Source organism: Pseudidiomarina sp. WS423 (assembly GCF_050750165.1).
Lineage (GTDB): Bacteria > Pseudomonadota > Gammaproteobacteria > Enterobacterales > Alteromonadaceae > Pseudidiomarina > Pseudidiomarina fusca.
In genome coordinates, this window is the sequence record NZ_JBOJLN010000011.1 from 49,435 (window position 1) to 67,564 (window position 18,130).

General features: G+C 48.7%; 12 protein-coding genes and 1 tRNA gene. 11 read left to right on the forward strand and 2 right to left on the reverse strand.

What is annotated here, in order from left to right; translation table 11 throughout:
* Positions 1-58: 58 nt before the first annotated feature.
* From ACQ661_RS09635 to ACQ661_RS09670, 8 genes are all read left to right on the forward strand, one after another.
* A complete protein-coding gene (locus ACQ661_RS09635) occupies positions 59-2,155 on the forward strand; it encodes a DUF294 nucleotidyltransferase-like domain-containing protein (RefSeq protein ID WP_431668239.1) in 2,097 nt (698 codons plus the stop codon).
* Positions 2,155-2,796, forward strand: coding sequence for a 3'-5' exonuclease (locus ACQ661_RS09640; protein ID WP_431668240.1), 642 nt, complete (start codon positions 2,155-2,157; stop codon positions 2,794-2,796). Before ACQ661_RS09635 ends, ACQ661_RS09640 begins: the two co-directional genes overlap by 1 nt.
* A 300-nt stretch (positions 2,797-3,096) precedes the next feature.
* A complete protein-coding gene (locus tag ACQ661_RS09645; protein ID WP_313932537.1) occupies positions 3,097-6,036 on the forward strand; it encodes a TonB-dependent receptor plug domain-containing protein in 2,940 nt (979 codons plus the stop codon).
* A gap of 146 nt (positions 6,037-6,182) precedes the next feature.
* Positions 6,183-8,150, forward strand: a complete 1,968-nt coding sequence (locus ACQ661_RS09650; protein WP_313932536.1) for a S9 family peptidase — start codon at positions 6,183-6,185, stop codon at positions 8,148-8,150.
* Positions 8,151-8,529: 379 nt separating this feature from the next.
* Positions 8,530-11,271, forward strand: coding sequence for a TonB-dependent receptor plug domain-containing protein (locus ACQ661_RS09655; protein ID WP_431668241.1), 2,742 nt, complete (start codon positions 8,530-8,532; stop codon positions 11,269-11,271).
* Positions 11,272-11,357: 86 nt separating this feature from the next.
* A complete protein-coding gene (locus ACQ661_RS09660; RefSeq protein ID WP_431668242.1) occupies positions 11,358-13,061 on the forward strand; it encodes a tetratricopeptide repeat protein in 1,704 nt (567 codons plus the stop codon).
* An 8-nt stretch (positions 13,062-13,069) separates the two neighbouring features.
* On the forward strand, positions 13,070-13,825 hold the full coding sequence (locus ACQ661_RS09665; RefSeq protein ID WP_431668243.1) for an SAM-dependent methyltransferase: 756 nt from the start codon (positions 13,070-13,072) through the stop codon (positions 13,823-13,825).
* A 21-nt stretch (positions 13,826-13,846) separates the two neighbouring features.
* A complete protein-coding gene (locus ACQ661_RS09670) occupies positions 13,847-15,031 on the forward strand; it encodes an aspartyl/asparaginyl beta-hydroxylase domain-containing protein (RefSeq protein WP_153825947.1) in 1,185 nt (394 codons plus the stop codon).
* A 33-nt stretch (positions 15,032-15,064) separates the two neighbouring features.
* Here ACQ661_RS09670 and ACQ661_RS09675 read toward each other — a convergent pair.
* Both ACQ661_RS09675 and rpsT read right to left on the reverse strand, forming a co-directional pair.
* A tRNA-Arg gene (locus ACQ661_RS09675) sits at positions 15,065-15,141 on the reverse strand.
* Positions 15,142-15,215: 74 nt separating this feature from the next.
* Positions 15,216-15,476, reverse strand: coding sequence for a 30S ribosomal protein S20 (rpsT, locus tag ACQ661_RS09680; RefSeq protein WP_110076084.1), 261 nt, complete (start codon positions 15,474-15,476; stop codon positions 15,216-15,218).
* 166 nt (positions 15,477-15,642) lie between these two features.
* Between rpsT and ACQ661_RS09685 the strand changes: the two genes are divergently transcribed.
* The 3 genes from ACQ661_RS09685 to ACQ661_RS09695 form a co-directional block, all read left to right on the forward strand.
* Positions 15,643-16,092: a four helix bundle protein gene (locus tag ACQ661_RS09685; protein WP_162014452.1), complete on the forward strand. Its 450-nt coding sequence runs from the start codon at positions 15,643-15,645 to the stop codon at positions 16,090-16,092.
* Between the two features lie 24 nt (positions 16,093-16,116).
* A complete protein-coding gene (gene murJ / locus ACQ661_RS09690; protein ID WP_431668244.1) occupies positions 16,117-17,682 on the forward strand; it encodes a murein biosynthesis integral membrane protein MurJ in 1,566 nt (521 codons plus the stop codon).
* A gap of 85 nt (positions 17,683-17,767) precedes the next feature.
* Positions 17,768-18,130, forward strand: a 363-nt coding sequence (locus tag ACQ661_RS09695; protein WP_431668245.1) for an alpha/beta fold hydrolase, incomplete at its 3' end; no start/stop codon positions are given.

Here is an 18,130-nt window from a genome sequence, read left to right on the forward strand (position 1 = left end):
GAGCTACTGCAAAGCCCGGCACTGCCGGGCTTTTTTCTGATTGGAAAGCGAGGTTCTTATGCAACCGGAACTGTTAGAAGTACAACGATTTTTACTGGATTGTCCGCCCTTTGATGAACTCAATGGGGAGCAGCGCCAGTGGGTGGCGGGGCAAATTAAAGCTGCTTATGTGAACGAATACAATGTGGATGGGCTGTTTAAACAACATAGCCCAGCGCTTTATATTGTACGTTCAGGCGGTTTTGATTTGCTGGCGCCAGATGGGCATTTGATAGAGCGACTTGAGTCCCATGATTTGTTTGGTTTTCCGAGCTTGCTGAGTGGGCGGGCGGTGGTGAACAAGCTGCAGGTGATTGAAGACGGCATTATTTACATTATTACCGCCGCAGTGTTTGACCAGCTACGCCAGCATGTGCGGGCGTTCGAGCAATATTTTATCCGGGCGCATGAGCAGCGCTTGCTCTCAGAAACGGCGCGACGTGAAGGCGATGTCACGCGCCGTGGCAGTTTGGCAGGTACTGCTAATAGTAGTGGTAGCCGTCAAGGGAGTCAGGTGGATTCTGGTGCGGCCGAGCGTGGTCGGCAGGGCTTGGCGGCCAGTAGGCCGAAGCAAGAGCCAGTGGCCAGTTATGATACGTTGCAATTGCCCGTGGCCGAAGTGATTGTGCGGGCGCCGGTGATGTTGTCTATCCATGCCACCATCAAAGAAGCAGCCGAGCGCATGCGCGACGAAAAAGTCTCCTCGGTATTGGTAGTAGAAGGACCTGTGGCAGAAAATGCGGCGGCAGAGGGGGCTGTGGTAAAGGGGACTGTGGTAAACGACACTGCGGTAAACGAGACTGCGGTGAATAGCCCTGCAGATAGCGAAGCTGCGGCGGTGAAGCTGTGCGGAATTTTGACCGACCGTGATTTGCGCAACCGAGTGGTGGCGCAAGGATTGGCCTACGATTTACAGGTGAATGCGGTAATGACCCAAGCCCCAGCGACTGTATATGGGCGCCAGACCCTGATGGATGCGTTGGCGATTATGACGCAAGAAAATATCCACCATTTGCCGGTACTTAATGACGCTGACCAGCCGATTGGGATGATCACCAATATCGATTTGATGCGGCAGCAGCGCAGTGAACCTATCATGCTGATCAGTGCGCTGAACAAAGCGGCGAGTAAAGCGCAGCTAGTGGCGGAGGCGGCGCATATTCCGGCCTACATGCAGACGTTTGCTGCGCGCGTGCATGACACCACCATGGTGGGACGGCTGCTGGCGTCGTTAACCGATAGTATGACGCGTAAATTAATCAGTTTGTATGAACAAGAACATGGGGTTGCGCCGGGGCCCTATTGCTGGATAGCGTTTGGCTCGCAAGGGCGTGAAGACCAGGTGCTGAGTTCCGATCAAGATAATGGTTTATTGCTGGGTAATGGGCTTAACGACAATCAGTTGGATTGGTTTAAAGGCTTGGGCGAATACGTGAGTGGCGGTTTGCATGAATGCGGTATTCCGCTGTGTCCGGGCGATATTATGGCCTCGAATGTGGATTGTCGACGCACCTTGGATGGCTGGCTGGAGCGTTTTAAAAGCTGGACGGAAAGCCCGACGCCGAAGGCGTTGATGTATTGCCAAATCTTCTTCGATTCGCGATTAGTTTACGGCAATAAGCGGCTATATCAACGCTATCGTGAGCAAGTTGCGGGGTTGGCGCGTAAGGACTTTTTCTTAGGAAATTTGGCACGTTTACAAGTGAGTGTGCAGGTACCGTTAGGCTTGTTTAATAGGTTTCGTGGTACCGAGAGTGGTAAAGACTCGGATCTGATCAATATCAAGCGCTACGGCATTGCTTTAATTAACGATATTGTGCGCATTTATTCCTTGCAAGCGGGAATTATGGTGCCGCAAACTTTGGCTCGCTTAGAGGCGTTAAGAGGCAGTAAGCTACTTAATAAGAAAGATAACCAGTCGTTGGCCGAAGCTTGGCAATTTTTAACTGAATTACGACTACAGCACCAATTACAGACGTGGGGCAGTGACCAGCCTAAAAACGCGTTAGACCCCGATGAGCTTAGTACCTTAACGCGACGCCAATTAAAAACCGCCTTTCGAATTATTAAAGAATGCCAGCAAGGGGTAGGCTTGAAGTTTGGACGGATTGGGTGATGGCCGCTAATGCTTCGGGTTGGCGTAACCGTATCGCGGCTTGGTGGCACCGGCGGCAGGCGTTAGCTCAGCCGTGGACAGCGCAGCGCTATGTGGCGCTAGATCTTGAAACCAGTGGTTTAGATGCGCGCCACGATAACATTATTGCGGTGGCCTGGGTGGAGCTCACGCCACCTTTGCTTGATTACCAAAGTGCCCGTTATTACACCGTGGCAACGGCACAAACCGAGCTGAATCAGTCGCCGGTGGTACATGGTTTAGTGAGCCGCGACTTAAAACAAGTGACGCCCTTGGCTGAGGTGCTCAAGGAACTACAACAGGTGCTCGATGGCGCGGTTTTGGTCTGCCATCATGTGCAACTGGATTGGGCTTTTTTAAAACAAGCGGGTAAAGCGCATCAAGTGCGGTTCAAGCCATTGCTACGATTTGATACCTTGACCTTTGAGGGCCAAAGATTAAAGAATTCTCAACATCATATTCAGCGAGGTAGCTTAACCTTAAGTGCTTGTCGCAGCCGTTATGGCCTACCCCAATATGATGCCCATCATGCGCTCAGCGATGCCATTGCTTGTGGTGAATTGATGTTGGCCCAACTGTATAAATACGCGGGCGCTCAAGTAGTTAGGTTACCGCGCAGTTGATTTTGTAGGGCCGTTGGACGCGGTTCAGCGCAACCGAGTAGACCTCTCAGCTGTGAATTTCAGATTTATCTTAAAAACAAATTATCGAAAAGTTTACAAGTCTGTGCAAAAAAACAGGTAAAAACCTTGTTGCAAAACTATTGTAAAAAGCATTTAACTGTGGTTGTATTAGCAACGGAACTCAGAAGACATGCGTAGATGCATCTCTTACTGGAAGCCACTATTAAGGCTTACGACTAATAACTTTTACAAAAGTTCCGTATCAGCCAAATCAACAATAAAAAAATCAGGGAGACTTACATGGCTAAGCAGTCATTTTTGTCAAATTCTATCCGCGCCATCATGATGGCAGGGTTTGGTTCTGCACTATTAGCTGGCGCACCGGCTATGGCGCAAGACCAAAGCAATGAAAGCGAAGACGGCGAACAAGCGAAAGCTGCCGAAAAAATTCAAGTAACCGGTTCTCGTATCCGTACTGACGGTTTGGACAGCCCAACTCCGGTTGAGATCATCACTACTGAAATTGCTACCGATCAAGGTTTGAACACCCTAGGTGAATTGTTGCGTACGTCAACAGTTGCCTCTGGTTCTGACCAGTTGATTTCTGCATACTCTGTTGGTTTTGTAACCAACGGTGGTAGCGGCGCTGAATCAATCTCTATGCGTGGTCTCGGTGCTGGTCGTACTCTCGTTCTCTTGAACGGCCGTCGTGCCGGCCCAGCTGGTACCCGTGGCGCAGTTTCTGCGTTCGACATGAACGCATTACCAATCAGCATCATCGAGCGTGTTGAAATCTTGAAAGATGGCGCATCATCTTTGTACGGTTCTGACGCGGTTGCTGGTGTAATCAACATCATCACCAAAAAAGGTGAAGGCGGCGAAGTTAACTTCTCTGGCTCAGCTCCTTTTGAAGGTGGCGGCGAAACTTATCGTTTAAACGCTACATACGGTGACTCTTTTGACCGTGGTTCATGGCGTGTGGTTGCTGACCGCAACGTCAACACGGGTTTGAAGCGTGGCGACCGTGATTATTTCGCGTGTGCAACTCGCTACCTTTTCAACGATATCGAAACGGGTGAGCGCGCTGATCCAATCGATCCACGTACTGGTGAGTACCACTGTAGTGAATCAGGTCCAGGTATCTTCAACTATCAAGTCGTTAATGGTCGTTTAGCATCTGATGGTCGTATTCAATACGATTATTTTAATGATGGTTTCGCTAACATTGCTGACGAGAACCCGCGTGTCACTGCAGCTCCAGATGGTTGGTATTGGGCTGGTTATGATGCTGCATCTGACGGTTTATTGGACGGTGGTAACCACCCATTCCGTTTGAACCAAACGATGATCCCTGAAACGACTGTAAACTCAGTTTATTTCCAAGGTGATTATGACCTTACCGATACAACTTCTATGTACGGTGAGTTGTTGTACAGCCAGCGTAAAACTGAATCACGTAATACGCGTCAGTTCTGGACTCGTGAAATCGGTCAATTCCCAGTTTCGTCTGGTTTAGCACCTGGTTTCGAGGGTGACAACTATGTCATGCCAGTACACTATACTGATCACTTCGGTAACGAAACGACTATCGACTATGCTCGCGCAGTCGTTGGTTTCGAAGGTTCGATTGGTTTCTGGAACTGGGATGTGTCATACCAGCGTTCGCATAACAAAGGCGAATACAAAACTGACATCATCTTCTTCGATTCAATGATCATGGCTCAAGAAACATTGCTTGGCGTTCCATGTGAAGGTCGTGTGACTGAAATTTCGGGCAAAGCTTGTGTGAACTACGACTGGTTCGATCCACAAAACGTTTGGGGTAACCAAAGCGCTGAAGCTCGTGAATTCTTGTTCGGTCAAGACGTTGGTGAAACAACCTATACACAAGATACGATTGATGCTTACATCACTGGTGACTTGTTCGAAATGCCAGCTGGTCCAGTTGGTACTGCGGTAGGTGTGTACTGGCAACGTGACGAAATCGAAGACGTACCAGGTGAAAACACGTTACAAGGTAACTCATGGGGCTTAACTGGCGCTGGTATCACTGCAGGTGAAGCGAAAACTACTGCTGCATATGCAGAATTCCAAGTTCCATTGTTACGTGACTTGCCATTTGTTGAGAGCTTAGACTTAACAACTTCTGGCCGTTGGACTGACGTAGATATCTACGGTAGCGACACGACCTTCAAGGTAAGCGCTAACTGGGAAATCGGTGCCGGCTTCCGTGTACGTGCATCACGTGGTAGTTCGTTCCGTGCTCCAGCTCTGTACGAATTGTTCCTTGAAAATCAAACTGGTTTCTTGGGTCAAACATCAGATCCATGTTTGAACTGGGTTGAGTCAACTAACCCGTTGGTACGTGCGAACTGTGCGGCTGATGGCGTTCCTGAAGACTACACAGCGGCAATTCGTGGTTCGATGACCTCAATTACCGGCGGTGGCGCAGGTCAGTTGCAAGCTGAAACCTCGATTTCTGAAGGTATTGGTTTAGTCTACTCATCTGAAGATGGCGGTTTTGCTGCGTCAATTGACTACTATGATGTTGAAATCAGCGATCAGATTTCAAGCGTCACTGGTGGTGCAGTATTGAGCCAGTGTTACACGTCGAATGACTTTGCGAACGAACCATTCTGTGATCAATTCACTCGTGCCGACGGTACAGATGGTGATTACGGTATCGTAGAAGTTCGTGGTGGTTACTTGAACACTGCGAAGCAAATCGTTCGCGGTGTTGATATTGTGATTACCTATCAAGAGTCGTTTGACTTCGGTGATTTACGTATCAAATTAGACCACACCAACCAGATCGAGCGTTCATTCCAACAGTTCGTTACTGATACGCCAGAGCAGTACATTGGTTATATCGGTAACCCACGTAACGTAGGTACGTTAAATACTACCTTCAGCCGTGACGACTGGAGCTTTAACTGGAACATGAGCTACTATGATGCTACTTCTGACTACCGCGGCTTAGGTACTAGCTCAACCACCTATCGTGGTGAGTCTGTGCGTTTCGTAGCTGAAACTCCAACTTACGTGTTACACACTTTGTCAGCGAACACTACGTTCAATGACAATATTGATGTAACTATCGGTGTGAGTAATATCTTTGATAAGCAACCACCTAAGGTGAGCCCAGCAGCGGCATACACCTCTGGTAACGCACCATTGTTCGCATCACAGCTCGACTACTTAGGTCGTCGCGCGTTCTTCAACATCTCTTACCAGTTCTAATTGGTAGGTTCGTTGAAACGAACAAGCAAGATGAATGATAAAAGCCCCACTTAGGTGGGGCTTTTTTATTTACTTTGTTTTACAATTAACGATAGTATTATTAACAATTATAAAGACAGACACTCTCTACAGAACACGAGGCAAATATGAAGTATTCTTCATTGGTGATGGGGTTAGCAGCATTAGCTGTACCCATGTTAACGAATGGCGCTGAGGTGAAAACCGAGCTGCTAGAAAGCTATGCGAAACATTCGCAATACTTGGATGTAAAAATCTCCCCCCGCGGTGACTATTTAGCAGCAACATCGCGTAATGAAGAAGGCTCGGTGTTACTAACCGTCTTAGATATTAACGAGAGCAAGATTCTATCTATCACCCAAGGCAATGGGCGTGAATCAGTATCGTCGTTTCAGTGGGCGAATAACGAGCGTCTAATCATGACCATGGCGCGCGAGATTGGCTCTTTGGATGCACCGGTACCTACGGGTGAAATCTTTGCCATGAATGCTGATGGCTCGAACCAAGTGATTCTAACTGGCCCACGTTCAAGCGATGGCAACTACGAGTTTGCACAAGTGGTAGATTATTTACCGGAAGATCCTGAAGCTATCATGATCTACACCCGCTCGTTTTTCTCCAAAGAACCCTATTTAGATCTTTATACCATGAAGGTTACTTCTGGGCGTAAGCGTTCAGAAGGGCGCGTCCCGCTGCGTGCCTATGCGAGCACTAACGTGCAGGTAGTACTAGATAGCGATGGGGTGTCGCGGATGGTGTTAGGGATCGACCCTAACGAGAAAAACAAGACGGTGATCCTAGGGCGTGACGGCGCCAACAAAGACTGGTACGAAGTTGACAGTTATTACGAAACCGATGGCGGTTTTATGCCCTTACTGATGTTGCCAGGTACCGACCAAGTGTTAGGTCTGAGTGATAGCCAATCGGATACTCGCTCGTTGAGTGTGTTGGATTTAAGCACCAAACAAGAAACCGTGATGGCTGAGCATCCAAATACCGATTTGATGCCGATCATGAGTGTGAAGAATGGTCGTGCCAACGAAGTGATTGGTGCTGCCTTTGAATACAATGGTATTGATACCTTCTTTTTTGACGATGTTGAAGATAAAGATTACGCCCGCTTGGTGCAAAGCTTGATCGCTACTTTCCCAGGTCAGTCGGTGGGCATTAACTCGTCAACGCGTGATAATCGTAAATTGATTGTGCGGGTAGAGTCAGTGAATGCTCCTGCAAAGTTTTATTTGTTCGACCGCGATAAGCGTGCGCTTACGCCGATTGCTGCGGCTAAACCTTGGTTGGATGGACATACGATTCCAACGACGCAAACTATTGTCTATAAAAGCCGTGACGGATTAGATATTCATGCTCTACTAACCTTGCCTAACGGTAAAGAAGCCAAAGATTTGCCGTTGATCTTATTACCACATGGCGGCCCGCATGGTATTCGCGACAGCATGGGCAGCATGGACTCTGATGCCAAAGTGTTAGCAGAACATGGCTATGCGGTATTACAGCCTAACTTCCGTGGCTCAGGTGGTTTCGGTCGGAAATTTATGGAACTTGGTTATAAAAACTGGGGCACCACCATGATCAACGATATGACCGATGGGGTGATGCATTTAGTGAAAGAGAAGATAGCTGATCCTGATCGTGTGTGCGTGTACGGTGCTTCTTATGGTGGTTATGCTGCGGTACAAAGTGGTATTCGTGAGCCAGACTTGTATAAGTGTATTGTTGGCTTTGTTGGGGTGTATGATTTGAACCTCATGTACGAACAGGGCGATATTTCTGAAGCTCAAGCGGGCCGTAACTATTTAGATCAAGTACTACCTAGTGATAGCGAAGGCCGTACTGAGCAATCACCGATTGATAACGTGGATAAGCTCAAAGCGCCAGTGTTCATTATTCAAGGTGGTGCCGACATCCGGGTGCCAGAAGAGCATGCCTTCCGCTTGCGTGATGCCTTGAAAGAGCGTGAGCATCCGTACGAGTGGTTGTATAAGAAAGGTGAAGGCCACGGATTCTACAAACCAGAAAATAACGTTGAGCGCTGGCAGAAGATGCTTGCCTTCTTCGAAGAGCACATTGGCGACTAATTAAACGTTCGCGATAGAGAAAAGCCTCACTGTTTTGCAGTGAGGCTTTTTTTTGCTCAAAAGCAAGACCTTAACCATGTTAAATGAATGCAAAATTAGTTAAGTGAGAGCCGAAATAACACGAATATGGCGATAAACTGCATGTTTATATCGGTGATCAGACACAGTGCGGTGAAAATAAGATCACTTTTGTTATAGTTATTTGCGATAGAACGCTTGCTCACATCGATTATTTTCATTAGTATCAAGTTGACCCTTATCAAAAAAACAACGATTTCACGGGGTTTTTTCTGATCTGGGTTAGACTTGGTTCGCGCGCTGCTATGCGTGTTGAGCTATAGCAAAAAAATCACTTAAAAGTGGTCCAGGGAGAATAATTATGTATACCAATAGCAAAGTTGCTAAGTCTATCCGCTTAGCTCTGATGTTTGGTGGTGCTTCACTAGCATTGTCAGGCACAGCTGCAGCACAAGACACGTCTGAAGACGAAGCCGGTGCTGAAGCCCAAGAACGCATTTCTGTAACAGGTTCACGCATCAAGCGTACCGACCTTGAAACCGCAAGCCCTATCTCAGTATTTACTGCTGCCGACCTTGAAGCCTCAGGTTACGCTACGCTAGAAAAATTCGTACACTCGTTGCCATCAGTGAACGGTGCTGCGCAAGGTTCGAACGTAAACAACGGTAGTAACGGTAGCGCCACGGTATCATTGCGTGGTTTAGGTTCTGGCCGTACCTTGTTGTTGGTGAACGGTCGTCGTACTGCATTCAGCGACATGAACTCTATCCCAATGGCGTACGTTGAGCGCGTTGAAGTGCTACGTGACGGCGCATCTACCGCATACGGTTCTGATGCAATTGCCGGGGTTATCAACTTTATCACCAAGCGTGACTTTGAAGGTGCTGAGTTTGTTGCTCAATATGACCTAACTGGTGAAGGCGACGGTGAGACCACGCGTTTAGCAGCTACCGTAGGTACCTCTAGCGACCGTGGTAACGTAGTATTATCACTAGAGTACACCAACCGTAACGAAATCTGGCAGGGCGATCGTGATTTCTCTGAATGCCCATTGTTCGATGACGGCAAAGGTGGTGTTTACTGTGGTGGTTCTGGTACTACTGCGATGGGTACTTGGACAACCGTATCTAATTCTTACAAAGGTTACGTAGTTGACCCAACCACAGGTGCACTGCGTCCATTTAACAATGCTACCGATGGCTTTAACTACGCTGCAGTAAGCTACATGGTTACGCCAATGGAAGTATTCAGCATCAACGGTGCTGCCACTTATGAATTAACACCAAGCACGACTGCGTTTATCGAAGGTGGTTTCACTAACCGTCAATCAGACCAGTTGATGGGTGCTGAGGGTACTTTCTGGGGCCAATTCGTTCCAGCAACTAACCCGTACAACCCAGTAGGTGAAGACCTTTATATCAACCGTCGTTTAGAAGAGTCTGGTGGCCGTGCGTTCACGCAAGACATGAACGATTATCGTATGGTTGCTGGTTTTGAAGGTTACCTAGACAATGGTTGGACGTGGGATGTGTCTTATAACTACACCCGCTTTGTTGATACCCGTGTTGATTACGGTCGTGCCAACGCTAACCGCTTCTTGAACTTAACTGATCCAGACTTGTGTGCTGATGATGCAGCTTGTCCTGGTGTGTGGAACCCATTTGCACCAGGTACCTTGACCCAGGCGATGATGGATTACGCGTTCTTACCTAACTCTCCGGTAGTACGTGGCCAAACCAAACAGTTCTTGGCTAACATCTCTGGTGACTTGATGGGTATTGGTTTGCCAGCAGGCGATATCGCTTGGGCAGCCGGTGTTGAGAAACGTTGGGAAGACTATTTGTATCAACCAGATGGTGCTGCACTGATTGGTGAAATCTTCTCAGTAGCTAGTGAGAAAACTGAAGGTCAGTACGATGTAACTGAAGCTTACCTTGAGCTTGACGTACCACTATTGGCAGATCTGCCAGGGGTTGAAGATTTGAGCTTGTCTGCAGCAGTACGTAGCTCAAACTACAGCTTCTTGGATTCAACCACGAACACCAAATTTGGTTTAGAGTACAAGCCGTTTGAAGGTTTGTTGGTTCGTGCGACTCGTGCTGATGGTTTCCGTGCGCCAAGTATTAGCGAGTTATTCTCACCACAGCAAGAATCTAACTTAGCGTACAACGAGCCATGTAATGATTGGGGTACTAAAACCAACCAAGCGTTACGTGATAACTGTGCCGCTGAAGGCTTACCACAAGACTTTGAATTAGCATCTAACCAGTCTGCATCATTGGTTGGTGGTAACCCAGATCTTGAGCCAGAAGAATCAGAAAGCTTAACCGTAGGTTTTGTTTACACGCCTGAGTTCATTGAGAACTTCAGCTTGGCCGTTGACTACTTCGATATCAAAATTGATAACGGCGTAGGTAAAATCGACACCAACACCATCGTGAATGGCTGTTATACCAGTGTTGATTTCAGCAGCCCATTGTGTGACTTGATCTTGGGTGCCGCAGAGATGGGTCGTCCAGCTTACGGCCCAGATGCTCCAAATCGTGACGTCCTTGGTGCGGTTTCTGGTATCGTAGCTAGCAATGCTAACTTGTCTACTTTCGAAACTTCTGGTTACGACTTTGATGCAAACTGGTCAACTGACCTTGCTTCAGGTTTATTGAAGTTACGTTTAGACGGTACTTACCTGAAAGACTACAGCTTTATTTCTTCTCCTGGTGCTGAGCCTACTCAGTATGCTGGCTACTATGCGGCAGACCAGTGGGAAGACAGCATCGCTGCATTCTCTAAAGTTCGTGCAAACTTCACTGCTACTTACGATATGGACAATGTGTCAGTATCTTGGGCAGCTCGTTACATGGAAGGTACTGATGACTTAAGTGGCGAGCCTACTTACACCAGCACTTATGCAGGTAGCGCGGTTTACCACGATTTGCAGGCAAGCTACATGTTAAACGAAACCACCACCATCAGTGGCGGTATTCGTAACATGTTCGACCGTCAGCCTCCATACACCACGAACAACCAAGACATGAACACCATTGCTTCTTCTTATGACTTGGCAGGTGCTTACTGGTACGTTCGTTTAGGTATGAAGTTCTAAGCGTTGACAGTTCCGATGAAAAAAGCCAGCATGAATTTGCTGGCTTTTTTATTGGTGGCTTTTTTTCGAGAGCCTAAGGAGAGCAGGTGAAGCGTTCCCAGCAACCGCAAGCAGTGCTGCAACAAGCACTGACACTGTATCAACAGCAGCAGTATCAAGCGGCGCTACCTTTGTTGCAGCAGCTTAGTCAACAGCTGCCTGAGCAGGCGTTGGTATGGCACGTGCAGGCCTTAACTCTGCGTAAGTTAGGACAGTTAACCGCTGCCGCACAAAGTTTTACGCAGGCTTTAAAGATAGCTCCTAAGCATCACGAAATTCTGAATAACTACGGTAATTTATTACGTCAACAGCAACGATATGAGCAAGCTCAGCAGCAATTTAGGTTGGCTTTACAAGCTCAGCCCAACTTTTTTGAGGCGCGCTATAACCTTGGTTTAACCGCTTTGGCACAGCAGCAGTTAGATGATGCCTTGGCTGCCTTTTTGACAGTGCTTAAACAGCAACCGCAGCATACGCAAGCGCGCTTAGCTGCAGCGGAAGCTTACCGCTTACAAGGGCGGGCGCAGCAAGCGCTGGAGCTCTTGCAACAGAGCTTCCATGCTCAATCGGTGGCATTTTTACGCCAACGCGCGCTTGCGTTTTTTGCCTTAGATGAAGTCGACTTAGCCTATGCCGATATGCGGGCTGCACTTGCTTTGCAACCACGTCAGTTGGCGCTGCACGAAACTTTTTCAGACATGCGCTGGTTGCAGCAAGATAGCGATTGGCTGGGTAGCTATTACGAGCAATTAGCTGCTCATAACGACTGGCATGATCTACGTCTTGGGTTAACTCATCGGTTAATCAAAGCTGAGCAATTTGAGCTGGCGGAGCAGACCTTACAGCCCTTGTTGCAATTAGACTCGGTGCCAGCGTCGGTATGGTTATTGCAAGGGCATTTAAAACGTATGCAAGGGCAACTGGCCCGAGCAGAAGATTATTTGCAGCAGGCCTTAAGCTTGCAACCGGAGCATCAAGAAGCACTATACGAGATGTTTGTGACTCAACTTGGGCAGCAGAACTATGCAGAGTGCTTGCAGCTGTCGCAAAAGTTGGTGGCGTTAGCACCTGAGCATCAGGGCTGGTGGGCGATGCGCGCCACGGCGTTGAAAGCTAGTGGCGATTGGCAGGGCTATCAGCGTTTGTACGATTTCGCACGTTTCGTGCGCCCGTTTGCGTTAACTACCGCCGTAGACGGCGGGTTGTCTGATTTTAATCAAGGCTTGCTGGCTAAACTGGAGCGCTTGCATACGCAAAAACAACATCCGTTGCAGCAGTCGCTACGCAGTGGTACTCAAACCGACGGCCAGTTATTTCTTAATCAAGATGAAGATATTCAAGCGCTGAAGCAACAGATTTCAGCCGCGGTAACACAGTATATTGCCGAGCTACCCGATGACCCAGAGCATCCGTTTCTAAAGCGCAAAAGTGGCCGCTTTAAGTACACTGGCGCCTGGAGTGTGCGGCTGAATTGTTCAGGCTTTCATCGTAATCATTATCATAGCGAAGGCTGGATCAGTGGCTGCTTCTATGTGTCGATTCCCAAGGCGGTAAACCATGACGGCCATGGCTGGATCAAGTTTGGCCAAGCGCAGTTGGATCCGACCTACATGGATGAACCTGACTATATTGTTAAACCACAAGCTGGCGTAGTGGTCTTGTTTCCGTCGATGATGTGGCATGGAACCGTGCCTTTTGCTGACGATGAATACCGCGTGACTGTGGCTTTTGATTTGGTGCCAGAGGAGTAACGATAAACATGTATTGGGGTGCTTTTAGTAAAGAACAGGAGCAGGGCGGCAGATTAAAACGCCATCCGCAAGCCGTTGAAATGCCCAAAGGCGAGATGTTTTTAGCGGCCATCACACAGATAGTGCGGGCCGAATACGGCTTTGTGAAAGCAGTAGACGAAGGTACAGCACAGGATGCCAAGGGGCAGCCGTTACCTTTGTTTACTTACCCTGCTATTGAATACTTGCAACAGTTTGATTATCGTCAGAAGCGAGTGTTTGAGTTTGGCGCCGGCGGCTCTACTAAGTTTTGGATGCAGCGGGCGCAGCAGGTGATGAGCGTCGAGAATAATGCCCAGTGGGTGCAAAAATTAAAGCCTGAACTCGCTGATAACGTGACCTTGCTGCATGTTGATGGGGATGATTTTCCGTGGACCATTGAGCAGTACCAGCACGGTTTTGATGTGATTATTGTGGACAGCGCCGGTTACCGTTACGATTGCGCTAGTGCCGCCATCGGTAAGCTCAACCAAGGTGGCATGATCATCTTGGATAATGCCGATTGGCACCCTAATACGGCCAAGTTTTTACGCGAACAAGGCTTAATCGAAGTGGATTTTACGGGCTTTAAGCCAGGCGAATGCCACAGCTCGACCACGTCTGTGTTCCTTCATCGTGATTTTAATTTTACCAGTTTAGCTGCGACCCAACCTAGTTTTGGCATGGGCGCTAAATGGATTCATTCTGAGGCCTGGGATAAACCTTACGCACGCCGGCAGAAATAACTTTAAGAATTAGGTACCCTCATGACAGATGCAGTAACCACAGCAGAACTCCAACAACAACTAGTAACAGCTAGCGAACAAGGCGATTTACTGCAAGCGATTGGCTTGCTAGAGCGACTGATCCAAGCGGAGCCGAAGCAAGTTGGTTATCATGAACAACTGGGGCAAGCACTTCGCCAGTATTGTGATAGCGAAGCCAAGCAGCAGCAACTAACGGGCTTAGTAGAACAACAGCCTTATGCTTTTACTACGCGCTTGTTAGTGGCGCGCTTTGCTGAAATGCTAGGACAGCCTGAAGCTGCATTTTTGCATTACAGCCAAGCCATTAATACGGCGCAGAGTCTTGGCTTTTGGCTCAATGATGCATCTACTGCGCCTTGGTGTCGGCCCTTTGTGCAGCATGCGTTGAAAGTAAGTGCGCAGCAACGAATCGCCCAAGGCCAGCAATGGATTAGAGAGCTACAACGAGACTACGAGCAGCAAGATCTGGCGCGAGTGATTAAAGCCGTGCGCATGCATACGGGTGAAATCGCAGTTGAACATCATGACAAGCGCCAGTTACCCAGCTATTTTTACGTGCCGGATTTACCCGTAGCACCGCAATTTCCGCGCGAGGCGATGCCTTTTATTGATGAGTACGAAGCTGCCGCTGCCGGCATTCAGGCTGATCTGCATCGGGTATTAGAGACCCAAGCTGAGTTCCCGCGTTTTCAGTATCAAGGTGGCGAAGAGCAGTTAACCGAAGGCGGTAGCTGGGATGCGTTCTTCTTTTATCGACATGGTAAAGCCTTTACTGAAAACTTAGCCCAATGCCCAACCACGGCCGCTGTGCTAGATAGCTTACCCTTGTGTCGCATCCCCCAGCACTCGCCCGAAGTCTGTTTTTCTATTCTACGCCCCGGAGCTCATATTTTACCCCACCGTGGCGTCACCAACCTGCGCTCGGTATTGCATTTGGGCTTAGATATTCCCACGGACTGCGCGTTGCATCTACCTGATATCACCGAGATACATTGGGACGAAGGCAAAGCCTTTGCGTTTGATGATACCTATTTGCATGAAGCATGGAATCGCAGCGACCGCACTCGAATTGTGTTGCTGGCAGATATCTGGAACCCGTACCTGACTGAGGTTGAGCGCGCTGCACTTACAGACGTGATGGTTAAGCTAGGAGAATTTAACCGTGCCGTTAAAGCGGTGGCGTAAATGGCGCTCTAGGTACCCAAGTAATACGAAAATTGGCGTTCCCGGCAGGAGTCGAACCTGCGACCTGCCCCTTAGGAGGGGGCTGCTCTATCCAGCTGAGCTACGGGAACGCAGCCACAAAAAAACCGGCAAGAGCCGGTTTTTTCGTAACACGAAGTTAATCACACACCATGCAAGCAGATGCTTACAGTGCGTTGATTTTCGCGCTTAAACGGCTCTTATGACGAGCAGCTTTGTTCTTACCGATCAAACCTTTGGTCGCATAACGATCCAATACCGGTTGAAGGCCAGTAAATGCCTGCTGAGCAGCCGCTTTGTCGCCCGCTTCAATAGCAGCAATTACTTTTTTCAATTGGGTACGCATCATAGAGCGACGGCTCGCGTTGTGGCGACGGTTTTTTTCTGCTTGAACCGCACGCTTTTTAGCAGACTTAATGTTAGCCAAGGTGAACTCCTAAAATTCGTTATCAAAATGCATTGGTGTAATAGGGCGGGGAATATGCCTGTTTTTAGACCTAAAGTCAAGTGCGGAATTCGTTATTCGTTGTTCGTCCGCTTCGCTGTTGGTCCGTTACACTGTTCGTGAAAACATAAAACAAGGAGGGTTAATTGTGGCTAGGGAATTGATTGTTACAAAGGTTGCGATAGAGCTGTGTTGTGAGATTTACGATATAACGAGATGTTTTCCAGAGGGCGAAAAGTATGGCTTAAAAAGCCAGATGCAAAGATGTGCGGTGAGCATTCCAAGTAATATAGAGGAAGGAGCGCACAGAGGAAGTAGCAAAGACTTCTTACGTTTTCTGTTTATAGCTAGAGGTTCACTTGCTGAACTTAAGACGCAGTTAAGAATTGCTGTGCGACTTGGTTATATTAGATCAGACGAAAATGAATTATTATCACGTACATACCAATTATTAAATGCGTTAATTAATACGTTGAAGCTTCGAATAGCGGAGCGTACGAACAGCGAAGCGCACGAACAGCGCAGCGCGCGAATAACGAAGCGCACGAACAGTGAAGCGCACGAACAGCGCAGCGCACGAATAACGAATAACGAATAACGAATAACGAATAACGAGGTTACATTGTCTAAATCCCTTGCTAAATCTGGTTTAATCGTTAGCTTCATGACCCTTATTTCGCGGGTGCTGGGGCTGGCGCGTGATGTGGTGATTGCGAACTTGATGGGCGCGGGTGCGGCGGCGGATGTGTTCTTTTTTGCCAACAAAATTCCGAACTTCTTGCGGCGATTGTTTGCGGAGGGGGCGTTTGCGCAGGCGTTTGTGCCGGTGTTAACAGAATATAAACAGGGCAAGTCGCTGAATGAGCAGCGGTTGTTGATTGCGCGGGTAGCGGGTACGCTGGGTACCTTGGTGACGGTGGTTACTTTGGTGGGGGTGGTGCTGTCGCCGGTGGTAGCGGCGTTGTTTGGTACGGGTTGGTTTATTGATTGGTATTACGATGGGCCGCAGGGGCATAAGTTTGTGTTGGCGGCGGATTTGTTGCGGATTACCTTTCCGTATTTGTGGTTTATTACCTTTACGGCGCTGGCTGGGGCTATTTTAAATACCATTGGCAAGTTTGCGGTGGCAGCGTTTACGCCGGTATTTTTGAATATTGCGATTATTGTATTTGCGATGTGGTTGGGGCCGCAGTTAGAGCAGCCCGAATATGCGTTGGCGTGGGGTGTGTTTGTTGGTGGGGCGGTGCAGTTTTTGTTTCAGCTGCCGTTTTTGCGCCGTGCAGGATTGTTGGTGCGGCCGCGCTGGGGCTGGCGTGATCCTGGCGTGACCAAAATTCGGACCTTGATGATACCGGCGTTGTTTGGGGTGTCAGTGAGCCAGATTAATTTGCTGTTGGATACTTTCATTGCTTCGTTTTTGATGAGTGGGTCGATTAGCTGGCTGTATTACTCGGACCGTTTGTTGGAGTTTCCGCTGGGGTTGTTTGGGATTGCGATTGCGACCGTGATTTTGCCGGCGTTGAGTTCGCGGCATGTGGATAAATCGGCGGCGGAGTTTAGTCGCACCTTGGATTGGGGTATTCGGACGGTGGTGTTGCTGGGTTTGCCGGCAATGGCGGGGCTGATCGTGTTGGCCGAGCCGATGCTGATGGTGCTGTTTATGCGCGGTGAGTTTACGCCTGAGGATGCGCGGTTGGCGTCGTACAGTTTGTTTGCCTACGGTTCTGGTTTGTTGAGTTTTATGTTGGTGAAGGTGTTGGCGACGGGATTTTATTCGCGCCAGGATACCAAGCGTCCGGTTAAGTACGGGATCATCGCCATGGTGACTAACATGGTGTTCAATTTGGTGTTTGCGATTCCGTTTGGTTATGTGGGTTTGGCCATTGCTACGTCGTTGTCGGCGGCAGTGAATGCGGGGTTGTTGGGCTATAATCTGTGGCGCGATGGGGTGCTGAAGCGTTATCCCGGTACTTTGACGTATTTCGTGAAAGTGGCGCTGGCCGTGGCTGCGATGGTGGCGGTGGTGTTGTACTTGGCGCCGCAGCGAGATTGGTGGTTGACGGTAGAATTTATGGATAGGGTGTGGCAGTTGGCGGTATTAATTGGCGCTGGTGCGGGCACTTATGTATTGGTATTGTTGCTGTTAGGCGTGGCTAAAGGGCATAAGCTGTTAGCGAAGGGCCGGTAGCATCATTAATAAAGGATAATTGGAGCCGGCGCTAAGTGGTTTAGCTGGTTTGGTTTAACCCTTGCTGCTGTAACAGGATGTTTTCATGAAAATGTATTCTCTTCTTATGTTGGTCCCCCTACTGTTTGGTATGGCGGTTAGCCCATCTGCTAGCGCTGCTGACGATGCTGTGGCGAGCGCAGATCAGCCGCAGTTGCCGGAGCATTCGCGGCTAGTCAGCACTACTGCAGGGCAGTTTCATGTACGGGCGATGGGGCTGGAGAACAGTGGCCCAGCGGTGGTTTTGTTAGCGGGGCCAAATCATAACTATCACAGTGATAGTGCGTGGTTCGCAGCCTTGCAGCCGTTGTTGGCGCAGCAGTATCGAGTGTATAGCGTTGATCGGCTTGGTAATGCCTTGAGTAGCTATAGCGAGGAAGTGTCCTATCGCCGCTTTGCCGATGATTTG

Excerpts from the sequence above, each read along its gene's own strand:
- ACQ661_RS09635 (WP_431668239.1), top strand. The coding sequence starts at position 59 with ATGCAACCGGAACTGTTAGAAGTACAACGATTTTTACTGGATTGTCCG.
- ACQ661_RS09640 (WP_431668240.1), top strand. The coding sequence starts at position 2,155 with ATGGCCGCTAATGCTTCGGGTTGGCGTAACCGTATCGCGGCTTGGTGG.
- ACQ661_RS09645 (WP_313932537.1), top strand. The coding sequence starts at position 3,097 with ATGGCTAAGCAGTCATTTTTGTCAAATTCTATCCGCGCCATCATGATG.
- ACQ661_RS09650 (WP_313932536.1), top strand. The coding sequence starts at position 6,183 with ATGAAGTATTCTTCATTGGTGATGGGGTTAGCAGCATTAGCTGTACCC.
- ACQ661_RS09655 (WP_431668241.1), top strand. The coding sequence starts at position 8,530 with ATGTATACCAATAGCAAAGTTGCTAAGTCTATCCGCTTAGCTCTGATG.
- ACQ661_RS09665 (WP_431668243.1), top strand. The coding sequence starts at position 13,070 with ATGTATTGGGGTGCTTTTAGTAAAGAACAGGAGCAGGGCGGCAGATTA.
- ACQ661_RS09670 (WP_153825947.1), top strand. The coding sequence starts at position 13,847 with ATGACAGATGCAGTAACCACAGCAGAACTCCAACAACAACTAGTAACA.